A 16,473-nucleotide genomic window follows, 5' to 3' on the forward strand; every position below is an offset into this window, starting at 1 on the left:
CACGCTGCCTCCTCAGATGATGGTCGCGCCGCCGTCGACGAACAGGGTCTGCCCGGTGACCATCCGGGCGGAGCCGGATGCCAGCCACGCCACGGCGTCGGCCACGTCTTGGGGCAGCACCATTTCGCCGAGCGGGATCGAGGCGAGCTTGTCCCGCATGTAGGTGGGGTTGGCCCGCGCGCCGGCGTTCATCGCGGTGGGCACGATGGTCGGCCCGACCGCGTTGACCCGGATGCCCTCGCCGGCCCATTCCAGGGCCAGCACGCGGGTCATGTGGATGATGGCGGCCTTGCTCACGGCGTATGCCGCCGATCCCTTGACCGCGATGTGGCCGGCGGTGGACGCCAGGTTCACCACCACGCCGCGGCGCTCGCGCAGCGCCGGGTACGCCGCCAGCGACATCCGATAGGTGCCGTTGAGGTTGGTGTCGATGACCGACACCCAGGCCTGCTCCGGCAGCTCGACGGTGTCGCCGAACGTGTTGACGCCCGCGTTGTTGACGAGCGCGTCCAGGCCGCCGAAGTCGGCGGTGACCGCCTCGACCACCCGCCGGCAGGCCTCGCCGTCGCGGATGTCGAGCTGGTAGGCGCGGGCCGCGACGCCGTGGCGGGCGGCCAGGTCGTCGGCGACCGCGGCGGTCCGCTCCGCCGGGGCCATGTCGGCCAGGGCCAGGACGACCCCGTCGGCGGCGAGCCGCTCGGCGATGGCTGCCCCGATGCCCTGCGCGGCGCCGGTGACGAGCGTGACGCGCCCGTTCACGGTGGCGCCGCTCATCGCGCACCCGCCCGGGTCACGTGCTCCGGCAGCCAGTCCAGCCCGCTGCGCAACAGCGCGCCGTCGACGGACCCGGTGTCGGGAATCCCGGCCAGCCGCAGCAGCGCCCACAGCGTCGCGCTGTTGCTGGACACCACCGGCCGGCCGAGGTCGGCCTCGAGCCGCCCGATGATGTCCAGCGTGCGCCAGTTGGTGCAGCTGATCAGCACCGCGTCGGCACCGGCCACGTCCACGGTGCGGGCCAGCCGGTAGCTCGCCGTCGCCGGCAGCATGCCCTTCTCCAGGTTGGACAGCAGGTTCAGGTCCGCCCGCGCCACCACCTCGACGCCCAGCTCGGCCAGGTACGCCTCGGCGCCCGCGGCCACTTCGGTCACGTACGGCGTGACGAGCGCGATCCGGCTCGCACCGACCGCCTTCAGCGCCGCCGCGACCGCGGTCGACGTGGTCAGCGCGGGCACACCGGTCGCCTCGTGCATCCGCCGGCACAGGTCGCGGTCGCTGCCTGCCCCGCCGAGGAAGCTGCCGGAGGTGCAGGCGTACGCGACGGCGTCCGGCCGGGCGGCGCCGACCTGCGCCGCCGCCTCGGCCAGCCCTTCGTGCATGGCCAGCAGGCTGGCCACCTTGTCCTCCCGCCGGGCGACCTCGGCCACCGGCACCCGGGACGCGAACATGGCGACCCCGTCCGGCAGTGCCCGGTGCAGTTCCGGCTCGACGGTGGTGTTGGTCGCCGGGACGACGATCCCGAGCTGCGCACGCCAGCCGTACATCTACCGCTCCCCCGCCTGCACCGGAACCCGGAAGCCGGGCCGCACCGCGGCACGGATCTCGACGACGTCGTAGCCGGCGTTCAGCTCGCGGCCGAGCACCGGGTCGGCGAGCCGGCACTCGAATCGGGTACCGAAGTCGAGGTGGCCGGTGACGCTGACGTACGTGCCGCAGAAGATCATCATTCCGGGGCCGGTCGCGGTGGTGCGCTCGGCGACCACCTCCAGGATCCGCTCCGGCGGCAGGAAGACCGACACCGGGACGTCCTGGTAGACCCGCCCGTCGATGGTGCTGCTGAGCCGGCACTCGTCCCAGTGCTCGCGCACGTCGCGCCAGCGCCACAGCCGGTTGCCGATCACGTTGGGGCAGGACTGCTTCGACCACAGGATGCTGTACCGCTCGATGTCGCGGTCGGTGTGGTCGGAGCCGACGCCGATGTACAGCTCGTCGTCGACCAGCAGCACGATCTCGACCTCGCCGGAGGTTCGCGATCCCTGCACGTCGATGCGCTCGTCGCTCGTCAGTGCCCAGGTGCCGATCGGGTAGATCCGCGGGGCGGGCACGTCGAAGGCGATCCGGACGCCGGCCTCGGCCACCTCGTCCTGGTGAGCCACCGCGGCGGCGGCGTCACGGGTGGCCGAGCCCAGGTTGAACATCCGGGTGAGGTCGAACGGGCGGGGCGTGAGCGCCCCGTCCCGCTCGACCACCACGAACTCCCGCCGGGTGGGGGTGTCAGCCATGGCCACCGGCTCAGTGCCCCTTCTTGTCCGGGTACTCGAAGCCCAGCGCCAGCGCCGCCTCCTCGACCGCGGGGATGCCGCCGGGCAGGCCGGCCAGCAGTACCGCCTCGAGGATCTCCTCCTCGGTGGCGCCCAGCTCCCGGGCCTTGGCGGAGCTCCACTTGATGCCGTCGGCGTCGCCGCGCACGGCGGTGGTGACGCCGACCAGCACCAGGTAGCGGGTCTTGAGGTCCAGTGCCCGCGGCTCCGGCCCGAACAGCAGGTTGCCCGCGAGGCTGTTGTACGCGCGGAGGATCTCCGGGTCGACCCTGGCCATCATCTCGTGCACGGGCAGGGTGAAGCCGCGGCGGGCGCGGATCTCCTCCAGCACGTCGTTCTTGTCGTTGTCAGTCATTGACGGTGATCTCCTTAGAGCGCTCGCGCGACGAGTTCGGCTTCCCAGATGGCGTTGAAGATCCGGCGCGGGGACAGGCAGTCGCCCACGCCGTGCACCTCGACCCGGCCCTTGAGCTGGTGCAGCAGCTGGTCCTGGGCGGCGTTGCCGAGGATGAGCACCACCGCGTCGACCGGCTCGCGCACCTGCTCCTCGCCGGTGTGCACGTCGATCAGCCGGACCCGGTCCTCGTCGACGCCGCCGATCTCGTGGTCGGTGGTGAAGGTGATGCCGGCCCGGCGCAGGCGGCGGTGGGTGGCCTGCAGGTCGCGGCTGGCCTCGAGGTCGGGGGCGACCTGCGGAAGGGTGGTGACGACCTCGACCTGGTGCCGCCGCTCCCGCAGGTATTCGGCGACGACCACGGGCTGCCGGGAGCCGGTGTCGTCGTAGACCATCACGTTGGGACCGAGCTGGGCCTCGTCCAGCAGGGCCTCGCGGACGGTGATCACGTTCCACTGGTCGAAGCCGGGCAGCTGGTCCGCGCCCTCGCGCCAGCGGTACGGGTGGTTCATGCTCCAGCCGTGCCGCAGCGGGGTGGAGCCGGTGGCCACGACCACCGCGTCGAAGCCGTCGGCGACGAGCTGGTCCGCGGTGGCCTCCGTGCCGAGCTTGACGACGGCGTCGGTGCGCTCCAGCTGGGTGCTCAGCCAGCCGACGATGCTGCCCCACTCGCGGAACGTGTTCGCCTTGACGATCCAGCGCAGCTGGCCGCCCAGCTCCTGCTCCTTCTCGAACAGGGTGACCCGGTGCCCGCGTTCGGCGGCCACCAGCGCGGCGCGCAGGCCGGCGGGGCCGCCGCCGACCACGGCGACGTTCTTGGCCGTGGCTGTCCGGGACAGGGTGCCGACGCCCAGGGTCTTCTCCTGGCCGACGGACGGGTTGTGCACGCAGGCCAGGGGCGAGTTGACGATGGCCGCCATGCACCAGTTCGCGCCCACGCACGGGCGGATGTCCGAGTCGCGGCCCTCGCGGGCCTTGTTCGGCCACTCCGCGTCGGCGATCAGCGGCCGGGCCATGCCGATCATGTCGGCCTTGCCGCTGGCCAGCACGTACTCCGCGAGCTCGGGCGAGGTCATCCGGCCGGTGGCCACCACCGGCAGCTCCGGCACGACCGCCTTGATCTGCTCGGTGGCCTCGACCTCGTAGCCGGGCTCGACCGGGACGGCGCCGTAGATGCGCATCCGGTCCTGGTACGTGCCCTGGCTGACGGAGATGTAGTCGACCAGGCCGGTGTCGGCGATGGCGCGGGCGATGCGCGCCCAGTCCGGGGGACGCAGGCCGCCCTCGACATCACCGTCGTCGCCGTTGATCCGCACGCCGACGATCAGGTCGGGGCCGACCTCGTCGCGGGTCTTGCGGATGATCTCGAGGACCAGCCGCAGCCGGTTGTCGAAGCTGCCGCCGTACTGGTCGGTGCGGTGGTTGGTCGCCGGGGACAGGAACTGCCCGAGGAGGTAGCCGTGCGCCAGCCCGTGGACCTCGACGCCGTCGAGGCCTCCCTCGGCCGCGTAACGGGCCGAGAGGACGTACCCCTGGACCAGCTCCCGGATCTCCTCTTCGGTCAGCACATGCGGCATCTCGCGGTAGACCGTGCAGGGCACCGACGACGGCGCCCAGACCGGCAGGCGGTTGACCTTGCCGCTGGTCTCCCGGCCCCGGTGCCAGGGCTGGGCGAGCAGCAGCGCGCCGTGCTCGTGCACCGCCGCGGCGAGCTTGCGGTAGTTGGGCACCACCGCCGGCTCGAACGCGAAGACCTTGCCCTTGTAGGGCTGCGTCGTGGGGTGGACCGCCATCGCCTCCATGGTGATGACCCCGACCCCGCCCTTGGCCCGCTCGGCGTAGTAGTCGATGTGTTCCTGCGAGAAGTTGTGGTCCTTGACCAACTGGGTGCTGTGGGCCGTCATCCAGACCCGGTTCTTGGCCTGCTTGGGGCCGATCCGGATCGGGCTGAACAGCGTGGGGTACCGCTCGGACACGGTGTTGGCTACCTCCTCGGGCACGATCACTTGGCGGTCAGCTGGTACACGAACAACTCACCCGTCGGCGGGTGCTGCCAGTTGGTGAACCGCTTCGTGACCGCGTGGATGAATTCCTTGTCCACCAGGTAGATGAAGCCGGGTTGCTGTACCGCAATCTCGGACGCCTTGGTCATCAGCGCCTGCCGCTCCGGGCCCGGCTTCGTCGTCAGCACCTGCTGGGTGACCGCGTCGTAGTCGGCGTTCTTGTAGCCCTGGCTGTTCAGGTAGCTGGTGGAGGTGTTGTACAGGTTCAGCGAGTAGAAGGGGTCGGCCACGGCCGGCGGCTCGAGGTACAGCAGCGCCGCGTAGCTGCCGTCGTGGTAGATGGTGGCGAACTGGTTGTCGCTGGCGATCGTCTTGACGTTGAGCTGGACACCGATCTCGGCCAGCTGCGACTTGAGCAGCACCGCGATCTGCTCGGCCTCGGGGCCGGGACGGGTGGGGCTGATCGTCAGGTCGACGCTGATCGAGCCGACGCCGGCGCCGGCGATGAGCTGCTTGGCCTGGGCCTGGTCGTAGGTGTAGGTGCCGGCCGCGGTGCGGTCGAACTCGTACGCCTGGCTGAGGCCGTACTGCGCCGGGAGGTTGAAGCCCTGGTAGACGCCCTGGATGATCGCCTTGCGGTCGATGCCCATGGAGATCGCCTTGCGGACGTCGTTGTTCGCGAAGGCGGGCGTCTTGAAGTTCAGCACCAGCGGGATCCGGTCCGCGGACTGGCAGCGCTGCACCTCGACGCCGCTGCCGGCGCCGCTGAGGCTCTTGTACTGGTCGTAGGAGAGCCGGTCGGCGTAGTCGACGACGCCGCTCTGCAGCAGCTGCATCCGGGAGGACGCGTCCGGCGCCGCCTTGAAGATGAGCTTGTCGACGTCGCCGCGCTTGCCGGTGTAGCCGGGGTTGGGGGTCAGCGTCAGCTGGTTACCGGGATCGAAGTCCGCCTCGGCGTGCTGCCACGGCCCGAAGTCGGCCGAGTTGCGCTCGAGCCACTTCTTGCCCCACTGGTCGTCGCCGGTGACGTGCTTCTTGATCTCGGTGCTGTCGAGGATCTGGAACTGGAACCAGGTCAGGACGGCCGTGTCGAGTGCGGTCGGCGCGGTCAGCTTGATGTCGAAGGTCTTGTCGTCGACCGGGGCGATCGGGCTCTGCTCGTACTTCGCCGTCGAGAACATCAGCAGCTTCGGGTTGCTGACCTGGAGGGCGATCATGCGGTCGAAGGACCACTTGACGTCGGCCGAGGTGAGCTGGTTGCCGGCCGCGCTCTTGGTGTCCCGGAGCGTGACCCGGATGCTCTTGCCGTCGTCGGAGGCCTTCCAGGACTCGGCCAGCTCGCCGCGGACGTCGCTGGCGCCGGCCACCGCCTTGCAGCCGTTGTCCTGCAGCTTCGCGGTGTCGTAGGCGAACAGGGTGCTGCCCAGCTCGAAGCCGATGTGCCGGGACGGGTCGCCCTGGTAGACGGCCGGGTCGAGGACCGTCGGGACCGCCGTCATCGCATACGTGAACGTCTTGTTGCCGGAGGACTTGGCGGGTTCAGCGCTGCCACCGCAGGCGGAAAGTCCTCCAAGTAGAACGGTGGCGGCCATCGCCGCCAACACCCGCGGACGTGACGTCCAGCGGGAAGATCGTAAGCCGTTGTCGCCTAAAGCGGTACCGAACGTTGGATTCATCCGCGCCTGCCACTCGGTGCGTGTCCCGCGCTGCGGAACGATGTTGACGTGACGTTCCGAAAGTAATTAGCGTGCATTCACGATGTCAAGGGCCCGCCGTGAGAAGTGCGAGCCAGCGAGGCCCTGCAGGCACCGACGTCTCGAATGAAACGCAGGAGCGCAAATGTCCCGATTCGAAACCGTCGTTCTCGGTGGCCGCCTCGTACCTCACGCGGCCGCATGAGCGCCGCGGACCGCATCACCGACCTGCTGCTGCGCCCGGTGCGGGCCGGCAGGCTGGCGCTGCGCAACCGGGTCGTCGTGCCGGCGCACACCACCAACTACGCCGAGCACGGCCTGCCCTCCGCGCGGCACGTGGCGTACCACCGGGAACGCGCCCGCGGCGGCGTCGGCCTGATCATCACCGAGGGCATCCGGGTGCACCCGACGAGCCTCGGCCGGGACAACACGATCAGCGGTTTCGACGACGACGTGGTCGCGCCGCTGGCCGCCGTGGCCGACGCCGTGCACGCCGAGGGGGCGGCGTTCGCCGCGCAGCTGCTGCACACCGGGCGCCAGTCCGGCGGCCACCTCACGCTGACCCCGCCGTGGGGCGCCTCGGCGGTGCGCTGGGCTTCCTCGGGGCGCACTCCGCACGTGCTGTCGGTCGCCGAGATCGCCGAGGTGGTGGAGAGCTTCGGCGCCAGCGCCCGCCGGATGGTCCGGGCGGGCGTGGACGCCGTGGAGGTACACCTCGGCCACGGCCACCTGCTGCAGCAGTTCCTCTCGCCCGCGACGAACCGCCGCGACGACGCGTACGGCGGCTCGGCGGCCAACCGGATGCGGCTGTCGCACGAGGTGCTGCGCGCGGTCCGCCAGTCCGTGGGCCCGGACTTCCCGATCATCGTCCGCATCAGCGGCGACGAGTTCCTCGACGGCGGCCTCGACCTGCCGCAGATGCTCGAGATCGTCGCGGGCATCCGCACCGAGCACGACATCGACCTGCTGCACGTGAGCCACTCCGCCTACGCGGGCGAGTACACGCTCGCCACGCAGATGGCCGACATGACCTTCGACCCGGCGCCGTTCCGGCACCTCCCGGCGGCCTTCCGCGCGCAGTTCCCGGACCTGCCCGTGCTGGCGGTGTGCCGGATCGACGATCTCGCCGTGGCGGCGGACCTGGTCGAGGCCGGCGCCGCCGACCTGGTGGCGATGGCCCGGGCGCACCTGGCCGACCCGGCGCTCGTGCGCAAGCACCTCGAGGGCGCGCGGGACACCACCCGCTCCTGCCTGGCGTGCAACGAGGGCTGCGCCGGCCGGCTGGAGCTCGGCATGCCGATCACCTGCGTGGTCAACCCGGAGGCGGGCTTCGAGCGCGAGTGGACGAGCCTGCGGACCGCTTCCCGTTCCGCGGGACGCAAGCGCGTCCTGGTGGTCGGCGGCGGGCCGGGCGGGCTCTCGGCGGCGCGGGCCGCCGCCGAGGCCGGCCGGGAGGTCACGCTCGCCGAGCGCGGCGCCGAGCTCGGCGGGGCCGTGCGCGTGGCGACCCGGATGCACCGCCGGCAGCGGCTGGCGCTGCTGGTCGACCAGCTGGAGCAGGCCGTCGTCGCGGCGGGCGTCACCGTCCTGCGCGAGCACGAGGTGACGGCCGAGGAGATCGTCGACGGCGGCTGGGACGCCGTCGTGCTGGCCGCCGGGGCGACCGACACCGGCCCCCGGGAGCTGGCCGGCCGGCCCGTCCACCACCCGGCCGACGTGCTGCTCGGCACCGCGTCGCTGGGCCGCCGGCTCGTGGTGGTCGACGAGGACGGCTCCTGGCGCGGCGCCGGGCTCGCGTCGCACCTGGCCGCGGCCGGCCACGAGGTCGACCTGGTGAGCCCGCACGGCACGGCGGCCTGGCGGATTCCGCTCTACTCGCGACCGGCCCTGGTCGCGGCGCTCGGCCAGGCCCGCGTGACCGTGCACGCCGCCCGCCGGGTGACCGACTGGCGCGGCGACGACCTGGTGCTGGCGGACGTGGTGGGCGGCGGCGAGCAGGTCATCCCGGGCGTCGAGGACGTTGTCTGGGCCGGGCCGCGGGCTGCCGCGGACGGGCTGCGATGGCGGCTGGAGCACTCCCCGATCGCCGGGCGGATCCACACGGCCGGCGACGCCTGCGCGCCGCGTGGCCTGCTGGAGGCCACCTTCGAAGGACGGTTCGCGGGTCTCACCGCGGCGGCCGGCGGGGTCACCGACGCCGCGGCCGGTTCCCTCGTCGGACAGATCTGATCAGGCGGGCACGGCCCGCCCCGGCGCCGCGCGTCCTCAGTGGACGGTCAGCGCGGCGCCGGGGCGGCGGCCGGTTTCGCGTCCCGGCGCGGGTCCGGCACCGTCCCACCCCCGGAGAGCAGGTCGGAGATCCGCCGGGCGGCATCGCGGACGGCCTCGCTGCACAGCGAGACCACCGCGCCCTGGAACCGCGCCAGCGGCCCGCAGACACTGATCGCGCCGATCGGACGCCCGCCGGCGGTCACGGCCGCGGCGGTCGCGGCGGCCCACGGGTCGCGCTCGCCGAAGCTCACCGCGAAGCCGCCCTGCCGGACCTCTTCGAGCACGCCCAGGAGCTGGTCGCGGTCGTAGACGGTCGCCCTGGTCAGCGGCAGCAGCTCCACCGAGCTGAGGTAGCGCTCCAGGTCCTCCGCGGACATCGCGGCCAGGATCGCCCGGCCCGACGCACCGGCGTAGAGGGGGAACCGCTGACCGACCGTCACCGTCATGCGCACCGGCTGCTTGCTCTCGACCTGGGACACGTAGACGCGCTCGTCCTGCACGCGGTAGGACAGCGTCACGGTCTCGTGCGTGCGCTCCATCAGCTCGCGCATCACCGGCTCGGCCAGGGTGCGCAGGTCCGGCGCGCCGAATCCCGTCATGCCCAGCTCCAGCGCCCGGGGGCCGAGCAGGTACTTGCCCGTCGCGGGGTCCTGCGCCACCAGCCCGGTGGAGGTCAGCGCGTCCAGCGTGCGGTGCACCGCGCTCTTGGGAAGAGCCAGGCGGCGGGACAGCTCGGAGACGCCCTGCGCCCCTTGAACCTCCGTGAAGGCCAACAGAATGGCCGCCACTCGACTAACTGCCTGCACCGACACCTCCCCAAACCGGTACATATCTTGGCACCTCGGGTGGAGAAGTGCCCGCCGTCCCAGCATACAAGCGAGATCGGAACAGCGCAGCATCGATTTCCCGCCCAGCGGACCGAAAAACTGTCTGCTGTTACACACGTGATCGCCATTACACCGGAGCGTGACGGCGTCCCACCAGGCGATGCTCTCCCTGGAGGAGGATAGCCGAGCTACCATCCCGGCGGTGCCGCTCAAACACCTCCGGTTCCGGCTGTCCATGCTCGCCGCCGCGGCCGTGTTCCTGGCCGTCGCGCTGGCGATCCGCGCGCTGAGCGCCGGCTCGCTCTACAGCAACGGCCGCCTGGAGCAGTACTCCGGAAACGCGCTCTACGCGTCGATGACCTACGCCGGGACGCTGTTCCTCTGGCCTCCCCTGCGTCCGCTGCTCGCCGGCGGCACGGCCCTGGCGTGGTGCTGGGCGATGGAGTGCTTCCAGCTGACCGGCCTGCCCGCCGAACTGTCCGCCCACAGCCTGCTGGCCCGGCTCGTGCTGGGCGTGCAGTTCGACCCGACCGACCTGCTCTGGTACCCGGCCGGCATCGTCCCGCTGGTGGCGGTACACCAGCTGCTGCTACGACGGGTGGCTATCTGGTGTGGGTGGTCGTCACGACCGACGGGTCCGACGGGTTCGGCCCGCGGCAGGTAACCGTCATGTCGACCGTCATGTTGCCGTGGGCGAAGGCGGCCGTCGCGGCGTCGGCCGGGCCGGCGTTGACCCAGTCGGCCTTCCACGGCGACTTCGGCGCCGAGGACAGGATCTCGGCGAGTCCGGCCGGGGCGCACCTGGCCTGAATGGTGCCGCCCGTGGAGACGAAGGTCTGCGCCGGGCCGGGCAGCGCCGGCTGGGTCTGCGACGGCGGAGGAAGTGCCGGTGCGGTCGTACCTCCCGTGGCCGACGGAACGGCGTCAGTGGCGGCCGGTGCGGTGCGCTCGCTCTCGGCGGACGCCGGCCCCGCCTCCGCCGACGTGTGGTGGGTGGGCTGCGGGATCGCGAACCAGGCCGCGGCCGCCACGACGGCGGCCCCGGCGAGCAGCCCGGCGGCGGGGCGGACCCGGCGGCGCCGGGCGGCGGCCGTCGGTGCGCCGGGGCGGACGAGGACGGTGGAGGGGCCGCCGTCCCTGGCCGGCGGGGCCACCGCGTGGGCGAGGTCGTCGGTGACGGCGCGGATGCCGGCCGCCTCGGCGAGGGCGGTGGCGACCTCGGCCGCGGTCGGGCGGGCGGTCGGGGCCTTGGACAGGCAGCGCTGGTACAGCTCGGCGACGCCGGGCGGGACGTCGGACAGCGGTGGCAGCGAGGCCGGCGGCCGGTGCAGGTGCGCGTCGAGCAGCTCCGTGGGGCCGGAGGCGACCCACGGCAGGCGCCCGGCGAGCAGGCGGTACAGCAGCACGCCCAGGGAGTACACGTCGGAGGCCGGCGTGACCGCGTCGTCGGTGAGCCGCTCCGGGGCCATGTAGTCGGGTGTGCCGAGGATCTCGTTGTCGAGCACGCCGCGGGCCGGGCCGGCGGCGGCCGCGATGCCGAAGTCGACGACCTTCGCGCCGGTCGAGGCGAGGATGATGTTGGCCGGCTTGATGTCGCGGTGGACCATGCTGTCGGCGTGGGCGGCGGCGAGCCCGGCGGCGACCTCGGCGCAGATCCGCAGCGCCGCGACCGGGGACAGCGGGGACCGGACGCGCTGCTCGAGCGTCGGGCCGGGCACCAGCTCCATGACGACGTACGGCGTCCGGTTCCCGTCCTGGACCGTCTCGCCGAAGTCGTAGACCTGGGCGACGTTCGGGTGGGCCAGCGCGGCCGCGGCCCGGGCCTCGACGCGGATGCGCTGCCGGGACCCGGCATCGCGGCTGTGCGGGCCGGACAGCAGCTTGACCGCGACCTTGCGGTCCAGCACCTCGTCGTGGGCGCGCCACACCGTCGACATGCCACCGACGCCCAGCACGTCCTCGAGGTGGTATCGCCCACCCAGCACCTGATCCTGCACGAATGCCCAGGTTTTCCATTCGCGAGCGTTCTACACATCAAGGTTCAGTCACGGTTGCGACCACGGTAGCGTGCCGCCCCGGTTCGACCGGGGCGGCACGATTCCGTTGCCATAGCGCATCAGGCCATCCGGCGGTGGCCTTCCTCGCCCGGCAGGCCGGCGTCGATGTGCTCCCTGCGCACCCGGCCCTCGACCCGCTCCGTGCCGCTCACGTTCTCCTCGCCGAGGCCGACCTGCTCGACGTTCAGGCGCTCCCCGGAGCCCTGGTACTCGCCGTCCCACATCGAGCGGTCGGTGCCGCCCTGGTCGGAGCCGCGGGTGTGCTGCGCGCCGGCGCCGTAGCCGCTCGCGTGGTCCGTCGTGCCGGCGTCGTCCCACTGCATCCGGTAGTGCCGGTAGAGCTCCTGCACCTGGTCGCTGGTCAGCGGCTCGTCGACCTCGTGGTCCAGGTTCGGCGCGGCCTTCACGGTCGCCTTGTCGAACGGGATCCGCACGCCGTCGTCCTGGTTTCTCGCGGCGGTCAGCGGCACCAGCGACTGGCGCATGCCGAGGAGACCGGTGCTGACGCTCGCCCAGGTGGGCCGGCCCGCGCGATCCGCGTAGACCTGACCGATCGTGCCGACCTTGTCACCGTCGCGGTCGTACACGTCTCGACCCTGCAACATGGTGACGTCGGTGGAGTTGGAAGTCACGGGGGTTTCCTTCCCTGCTCGTTCGTGCTCCTTGCACCATCCGAGGTACCCCGCGTCCGGCCGTCTATCCATCCCGGGCGGCAATTTATTGCTCCACAGTGGACAGTCCACTCTCAGCCGGCGTCACCCCGTTCAATGGCATCCGCACGGCTCGTCCTGCGGTAACCGGAGCAGCTCCGCCCTTCAGGCAATGTCTTCCGCCAGCCCTGCCCGTCGAGGATGAGGCCAAGGTACGCAGGCAGATTCGACAGGAGGAATGCGATGAGAAGGTCGGCCATGCTCGCCGCCACCACGGTGGCGATGTCCGTCGGCGCATTGCTCGCGACCGCGAGCCCCGCGGCCGCCGGCCCCTACCGGGCCGACTGCTCGGCGTGGATCACGTCGACGGGCCGGCCGGGCGGGGGCTTCACCGCGGTGTGCAACGGCGGGCCGGTGAGCGTGCAGTACCGCGTCGTCGGTCTGTGCCAGAACATCTTCACCCTGGGATCGCGCTGGGTGTACGGCGGATGGATGACCAACGATGCGTCGCACGTCGACTGCTCCTGGTCCGAGACCCCGCAGAGCACCTACTACCAGACTCGCTGACCCGGCGCCGCGAGTACGACCCGCTCGCCCCGATGTCGTTGCCGCAGCACGACGTCGGGCCGGGCCGCGGCGAGCCACTGGTCCGCGCCGGCCGCGACCTGGTCGATGCGGTAGCCGGGGTGGCCCTCGTTGTCGGGGTCGGCCATGGTGCCGGAGCGCTGCGAGCCGACGAAGTCGACGGCCACGCCGGCGTCGTCGACGAGGTGGCGGCGCAGCTCCTCGCGGTAGCCGTTGCCGGTGCTGGACGCGGTGCCCCAGGTGATCGAGGCCCCCAGCGGCATGATCTTCACTGAGGTGGCCGCGGCGGCGGTACCGGGAACCGCCGGGACGGCCGCGAGGAGGCCCACGGCCGCCGCGAGCAGGGCGCGCCGGGCGCTCACGACAGGAACCACTGCTGGGCCGCGGTGCCGTTGCAGTCCCAGATCTGGACCTGGGTTCGGCCAGCGGCCCCCAGTGGCTGTTCGGGCCCTGCCAGCCGCCGTCGGGAGCGCCGGACTTGAAGTTGTAGATCTCGTAGAAGCCGCCGCTGGAGTTGGCCAGGCGGGCCAGGTCGGTGGCCTCGGAGGCGAAGCGGGCCGGGTCGCCGGCGTGGACGGCGGCGTCGGCCCAGTACCCCTGGATCATCGGCCACACGGACCGGCGATGCCGTCGTTGAAGAACGAGGGGCCCTGGAACAGCCCGTAGCCGCTGTTGTAGTTGGCCGCCTTGCGGGCGTTGAGGGTGTTGGTCGCGGCCTGGTAGGCGTTGGCGAGGAAGCCCTGGTCGCCGGTGACCTCGTAGTGGTTCCAGGCGGCGGTGAGCCAGACGACCTGGTCCCACCACTGGTTGTCCTGGTTGACGATGAGCTGGCCGTTGGACTGCCGGCGGACCACCGACCACAGCGTGTTGCGGGCCACGTCGGACTCGAGCAGGCTGGCGGCGTTCCACGAGTTGACCGCCGCGTCCCGGGTCCACGGCTGGGCATAGCCGCCACCCGCCCGGATGAAGGTGCTCGGCGGGTTCGTCATGAGACCCGACTGGTTGTACACCGCGGCGTCGTACGGCACCGTGTTGACGTCGAGCAGGTTGGCCAGCGCCTTCGTGTACGCCGCGCCGAAGGCGGCCTGGGCGGACGGGTTCGCGAACTGCAGCGACGGGCGACTGGTGGCCGCGAGGGCGGGCTGCGGTGCGGCCGCCGCCACGAGGGCGGTGGCGCCGGCCAGCAGGGTCGTCCCCAGCCACGCGCGGGCGCGGAGGCGGTGTGTTCGGGCGGAGTGCGGCATGACGGTGGCCTTCCTGACAGCTTCCGCCGACGCAGCCGCCATCGGCGTGGCCGCTCGGGTTCCACGCGGCCACGCGTCAGGGTCGGGCAAGCTGGCGGACCGGACCGACATCGATAAGCAAAGATGAGTGGCCCCGCACTTGTCAACGTTGTCATACGGCGCCCGCACGGGCCTGCTCCCACGCCGGCCTCGTGGCTGCGCACCAGCCCGGGGCGAGGCTTTACCTGGGGTAACCGCGCATATCGGGCCCCGGGCGGCCGGGTGTCGATGCATAATCGTCGGCATGACCCGGGAGCCGGCGCGGCCGAGCAGCGGGCGCCCGGGCCTGGCCGAGGTCGCCGCCCTGTCCGGGGTGTCGATCAAGACGGCGTCGCGGGCGCTCAACGGCGAGGGATACGTCGCCGAGCACACCCGCGCGCGGGTCCAGGAGGCCGCACAGCGGCTCGGCTACCGGCTCAACGGCGTCGCCCGGGAGCTGCGCCGGGGCGCCGCCGCCTCGACCCTGGTCGGGCTGCTCAGCGGGGACCTGGCCAACCCGTTCTACTCGCGGCTGGCCAGCGGCCTGGAGCGGGAGCTGCGGCGGCGGGGCATGCAGCTGATCACGGCCAGCACCGACGAGGACCCGGACACGGAGCTGCGCATCACCGAGTCGCTCATCGAGCGGCGGGTCCGGGCGCTGGTCGTGGCCTCGACGATGGCCGAGCACCAGCATCTCGTGGCCGAGCGCCGCCACGGCATCCCGATCGTCTTCGTCGACCGGCCCCCGGTCGGGGTGGCGGCCGACGCGGTCCTGCTCGACAACGTCGACGGCGGGCGCCTGGCCGCCGTGCACCTGCTCGCCGCCGGGCACCGCCGGATCGGGCTCGTCGGGGACCTGTCGAGGCTGAGCACGTACCGCGACCGCGCCGCCGGGTTCGCCGAGGCGATGGAGGACGCCGGCCTGCCCGGCTGGCGCGACCACGTGCTCGAGGACGCCCACGACGTGGCCGCGGCCGAGCGGGCGGTGCGGGCGCTGCTGGCCCGGCCGGAGCCGCCGACGGCGATCTTCGCCACCAACAACCGGATCACCACCGGCGCGGTGCGGGCACTGTGGCGCCACCCGCGGCCCCCGGCCCTGATCGGCTTCGACGAGCTGGACCTCGGCGACGTGCTGGAGGTCAGCGTGCTCACCCACGAGCCGGAGGAGATGGGCCGGCAGGCCGCCCAGCTGCTGCTCGGACGGCTCGACGGCGACGACGGCCCGCCGCGCCTCGTCCTGCTGCCGACCCGCCTGATCGCCCGGGCCTCCACCACCCAGCGCCCGGGCCCCGGGCACTGACGGGCCTATGACAACGTTGTCACACTAGCCCCGGCCACGGACGACCAGCGTGGTCGGCAGCAGGACCCGGGTCAGCGGCCCGGTGCCGCCGCCGATGCGCTCGAACAGCAACCGCGCCGCCCGCCGGCCCATCTCCACGGCGTCGTACGTCACCAGCGCGACCGGCTGCGGCAGCAGATCGGCCAGCTCCACGTCGTCGAACCCGGCCACGTCGACCCCCGCCCGCCCGTGCACCGCGTGCAGCACCCCGACGCAGATCCGGTTGTTGTCGGCGAAGATCGCGGTGGCGGCGCCCGGCCCGGCGAGCGCCGCGACCGCCGTCTCCCGGGCCGCTTCGACCGTGTGCCGCTCGAGGTGGACCAGCCCCGGCTCGAAGGCGACCCCGGCGTCGCCGAGGGCCCGCCGGTAGCCGGCCAGCCGCTCGGCCCCGGTCCCGACGGCCGGGTCGCCGCCGATGTAGGCGATCCGGCGGTGCCCGCGATCCAGCAGGTGCCCGACCGCCTGCCGGGCCCCGCCGAAGTTGTCCAGCACCACCGAGTCGGCCGGCACGCCGCCGGGCAACCGGTCGATGAAGACCACCGGCGCCCAGCGGGCCAGCTCGGCGTGCAGCGCCACGTGGTCGTGCGCGGTCGGGGTCACCAGCAGGCCGTCGACGCGGCGGCGGACGAGGTCGCGGAGCAGGTCGCGCTCCCGCTCGAAGCTCTGCCCGGTGCTGCCGACGACCATCATGTGCTGGTGCCGGCGGGCCGTCTCCTCCGCGCCCCGGGTGACCCGGGACCAGAAGGGGTTGGCCGGGTCCTCGATGACCAGCGCGATCGTCTCGGCGGTCTGGCCCGGCCGCAGGGTGCGGGCGATGTCGTTGCGGTGGAAGCCGAGCTCGTCGATGGCCCGCTCGACGGCGCGCCGGGTCTCGGGCCGGATGTACGGCTCGTCGTTGACGACCCGCGAGACGGTCGCCGGGCTCACCCCGGCCAGCCGCGCGACGTCGCGCATGGTCGGCCGCGTCGGCATGACGCACTCCAATCCATCGATCAATCGACAAATCCCGATAAGAGGGTTACCGTCTCTGAATACGTTCTCATATTCGGTGACCCGCCCCGCCGCCGCCACAG

Annotated in this window: 16 protein-coding genes; 4 read left to right on the forward strand and 12 right to left on the reverse strand. The window is 72.5% G+C overall.

Translation table 11 applies throughout. The annotated features are described in order from the left end of the window. Positions 1-12 precede the first annotated feature (12 nt). The 6 genes from ABD352_RS18970 to ABD352_RS18995 are packed head-to-tail and all read right to left on the reverse strand — an operon-like array spanning position 13 to position 6,307. The gene (locus tag ABD352_RS18970; RefSeq protein WP_344613731.1) at positions 13-774 is read right to left on the reverse strand and encodes an SDR family NAD(P)-dependent oxidoreductase; all 762 of its coding nucleotides are present in this window, start codon (positions 772-774) and stop codon (positions 13-15) included. Then, complete coding sequence (locus ABD352_RS18975) at positions 771-1,541, reverse strand: maleate cis-trans isomerase family protein (protein WP_344613732.1); 771 nt, start codon at positions 1,539-1,541, stop codon at positions 771-773. Before ABD352_RS18975 ends, ABD352_RS18970 begins: the two co-directional genes overlap by 4 nt. Continuing rightward, on the reverse strand, positions 1,542-2,279 hold the full coding sequence (locus ABD352_RS18980) for a DUF2848 family protein (RefSeq protein WP_344613733.1): 738 nt from the start codon (positions 2,277-2,279) through the stop codon (positions 1,542-1,544). A 10-nt stretch (positions 2,280-2,289) separates the two neighbouring features. After that, on the reverse strand, positions 2,290-2,673 hold the full coding sequence (locus ABD352_RS18985) for a carboxymuconolactone decarboxylase family protein (protein ID WP_344613734.1): 384 nt from the start codon (positions 2,671-2,673) through the stop codon (positions 2,290-2,292). Positions 2,674-2,687: 14 nt separating this feature from the next. Next, positions 2,688-4,718 carry an FAD-dependent oxidoreductase gene (locus ABD352_RS18990; RefSeq protein WP_344613735.1) on the reverse strand — a complete coding sequence of 677 codons (2,031 nt, stop codon included), beginning with the start codon at positions 4,716-4,718 and terminating at the stop codon, positions 2,688-2,690. Further along, complete coding sequence (locus ABD352_RS18995; RefSeq protein ID WP_344613736.1) at positions 4,715-6,307, reverse strand: ABC transporter substrate-binding protein; 1,593 nt, start codon at positions 6,305-6,307, stop codon at positions 4,715-4,717. Before ABD352_RS18995 ends, ABD352_RS18990 begins: the two co-directional genes overlap by 4 nt. Positions 6,308-6,610: 303 nt before the next feature. On the opposite strand from ABD352_RS18995, the gene ABD352_RS19000 reads away from it, so the two are divergent. Next, positions 6,611-8,638, forward strand: coding sequence for an oxidoreductase (locus ABD352_RS19000; RefSeq protein ID WP_344613737.1), 2,028 nt, complete (start codon positions 6,611-6,613; stop codon positions 8,636-8,638). A 47-nt stretch (positions 8,639-8,685) separates the two neighbouring features. Here ABD352_RS19000 and ABD352_RS19005 read toward each other — a convergent pair whose 3' ends face one another. Beyond that, the gene (locus tag ABD352_RS19005) at positions 8,686-9,510 is read right to left on the reverse strand and encodes an IclR family transcriptional regulator (RefSeq protein ID WP_344613738.1); all 825 of its coding nucleotides are present in this window, start codon (positions 9,508-9,510) and stop codon (positions 8,686-8,688) included. 199 nt (positions 9,511-9,709) lie between these two features. Between ABD352_RS19005 and ABD352_RS19010 the strand changes: the two genes are divergently transcribed. Then, a complete protein-coding gene (locus tag ABD352_RS19010; RefSeq protein WP_344613739.1) occupies positions 9,710-10,171 on the forward strand; it encodes a ribosomal maturation YjgA family protein in 462 nt (153 codons plus the stop codon). Here ABD352_RS19010 and ABD352_RS19015 read toward each other — a convergent pair. Beyond that, positions 10,110-11,504 carry a serine/threonine-protein kinase gene (locus tag ABD352_RS19015; RefSeq protein WP_344613740.1) on the reverse strand — a complete coding sequence of 465 codons (1,395 nt, stop codon included), beginning with the start codon at positions 11,502-11,504 and terminating at the stop codon, positions 10,110-10,112. The two genes, ABD352_RS19010 and ABD352_RS19015, sit on opposite strands and share 62 nt — an antisense overlap. A 119-nt stretch (positions 11,505-11,623) precedes the next feature. Further along, the gene (locus tag ABD352_RS19020) at positions 11,624-12,196 is read right to left on the reverse strand and encodes a PRC-barrel domain-containing protein (protein WP_344613741.1); all 573 of its coding nucleotides are present in this window, start codon (positions 12,194-12,196) and stop codon (positions 11,624-11,626) included. A 261-nt stretch (positions 12,197-12,457) separates the two neighbouring features. Between ABD352_RS19020 and ABD352_RS19025 the strand changes: the two genes are divergently transcribed. After that, positions 12,458-12,781 carry a hypothetical protein gene (locus ABD352_RS19025; RefSeq protein WP_344613742.1) on the forward strand — a complete coding sequence of 108 codons (324 nt, stop codon included), beginning with the start codon at positions 12,458-12,460 and terminating at the stop codon, positions 12,779-12,781. Here ABD352_RS19025 and ABD352_RS19030 read toward each other — a convergent pair. Continuing rightward, the gene (locus ABD352_RS19030) at positions 12,766-13,161 is read right to left on the reverse strand and encodes an SGNH/GDSL hydrolase family protein (protein WP_344613743.1); all 396 of its coding nucleotides are present in this window, start codon (positions 13,159-13,161) and stop codon (positions 12,766-12,768) included. The two genes, ABD352_RS19025 and ABD352_RS19030, sit on opposite strands and share 16 nt — an antisense overlap. Positions 13,162-13,401: 240 nt before the next feature. Next, positions 13,402-14,043, reverse strand: a complete 642-nt coding sequence (locus tag ABD352_RS19035) for a hypothetical protein (protein ID WP_344613744.1) — start codon at positions 14,041-14,043, stop codon at positions 13,402-13,404. Between the two features lie 283 nt (positions 14,044-14,326). Between ABD352_RS19035 and ABD352_RS19040 the strand changes: the two genes are divergently transcribed. After that, positions 14,327-15,361 (forward strand): LacI family DNA-binding transcriptional regulator, encoded by a 1,035-nt coding sequence (locus ABD352_RS19040; protein WP_344613745.1) that lies wholly within the window; start codon positions 14,327-14,329, stop codon positions 15,359-15,361. A 24-nt stretch (positions 15,362-15,385) separates the two neighbouring features. Here ABD352_RS19040 and ABD352_RS19045 read toward each other — a convergent pair whose 3' ends face one another. Next, positions 15,386-16,372: a LacI family DNA-binding transcriptional regulator gene (locus ABD352_RS19045; RefSeq protein WP_344613746.1), complete on the reverse strand. Its 987-nt coding sequence runs from the start codon at positions 16,370-16,372 to the stop codon at positions 15,386-15,388. Between the last annotated feature and the right edge of the window lie 101 nt (positions 16,373-16,473).

It is taken from the genome of Dactylosporangium salmoneum (genome assembly GCF_039532525.1).
In the GTDB taxonomy this organism is placed as follows: domain Bacteria; phylum Actinomycetota; class Actinomycetes; order Mycobacteriales; family Micromonosporaceae; genus Dactylosporangium; species Dactylosporangium salmoneum.

Coding starts and splice junctions, on each gene's coding strand:
- ABD352_RS18985 (WP_344613734.1), bottom strand. CDS start 2,673: ATGACTGACAACGACAAGAACGACGTGCTGGAGGAGATCCGCGCCCGC.
- ABD352_RS18970 (WP_344613731.1), bottom strand. CDS start 774: ATGAGCGGCGCCACCGTGAACGGGCGCGTCACGCTCGTCACCGGCGCC.
- ABD352_RS19025 (WP_344613742.1), top strand. CDS start 12,458: ATGAGAAGGTCGGCCATGCTCGCCGCCACCACGGTGGCGATGTCCGTC.
- ABD352_RS19005 (WP_344613738.1), bottom strand. CDS start 9,510: ATGTACCGGTTTGGGGAGGTGTCGGTGCAGGCAGTTAGTCGAGTGGCG.
- ABD352_RS18980 (WP_344613733.1), bottom strand. CDS start 2,279: ATGGCTGACACCCCCACCCGGCGGGAGTTCGTGGTGGTCGAGCGGGAC.
- ABD352_RS19040 (WP_344613745.1), top strand. CDS start 14,327: ATGACCCGGGAGCCGGCGCGGCCGAGCAGCGGGCGCCCGGGCCTGGCC.
- ABD352_RS19045 (WP_344613746.1), bottom strand. CDS start 16,372: ATGCCGACGCGGCCGACCATGCGCGACGTCGCGCGGCTGGCCGGGGTG.
- ABD352_RS18975 (WP_344613732.1), bottom strand. CDS start 1,541: ATGTACGGCTGGCGTGCGCAGCTCGGGATCGTCGTCCCGGCGACCAAC.
- ABD352_RS18995 (WP_344613736.1), bottom strand. CDS start 6,307: ATGGCCGCCACCGTTCTACTTGGAGGACTTTCCGCCTGCGGTGGCAGC.
- ABD352_RS19035 (WP_344613744.1), bottom strand. CDS start 14,043: ATGCCGCACTCCGCCCGAACACACCGCCTCCGCGCCCGCGCGTGGCTG.
- ABD352_RS19000 (WP_344613737.1), top strand. CDS start 6,611: ATGAGCGCCGCGGACCGCATCACCGACCTGCTGCTGCGCCCGGTGCGG.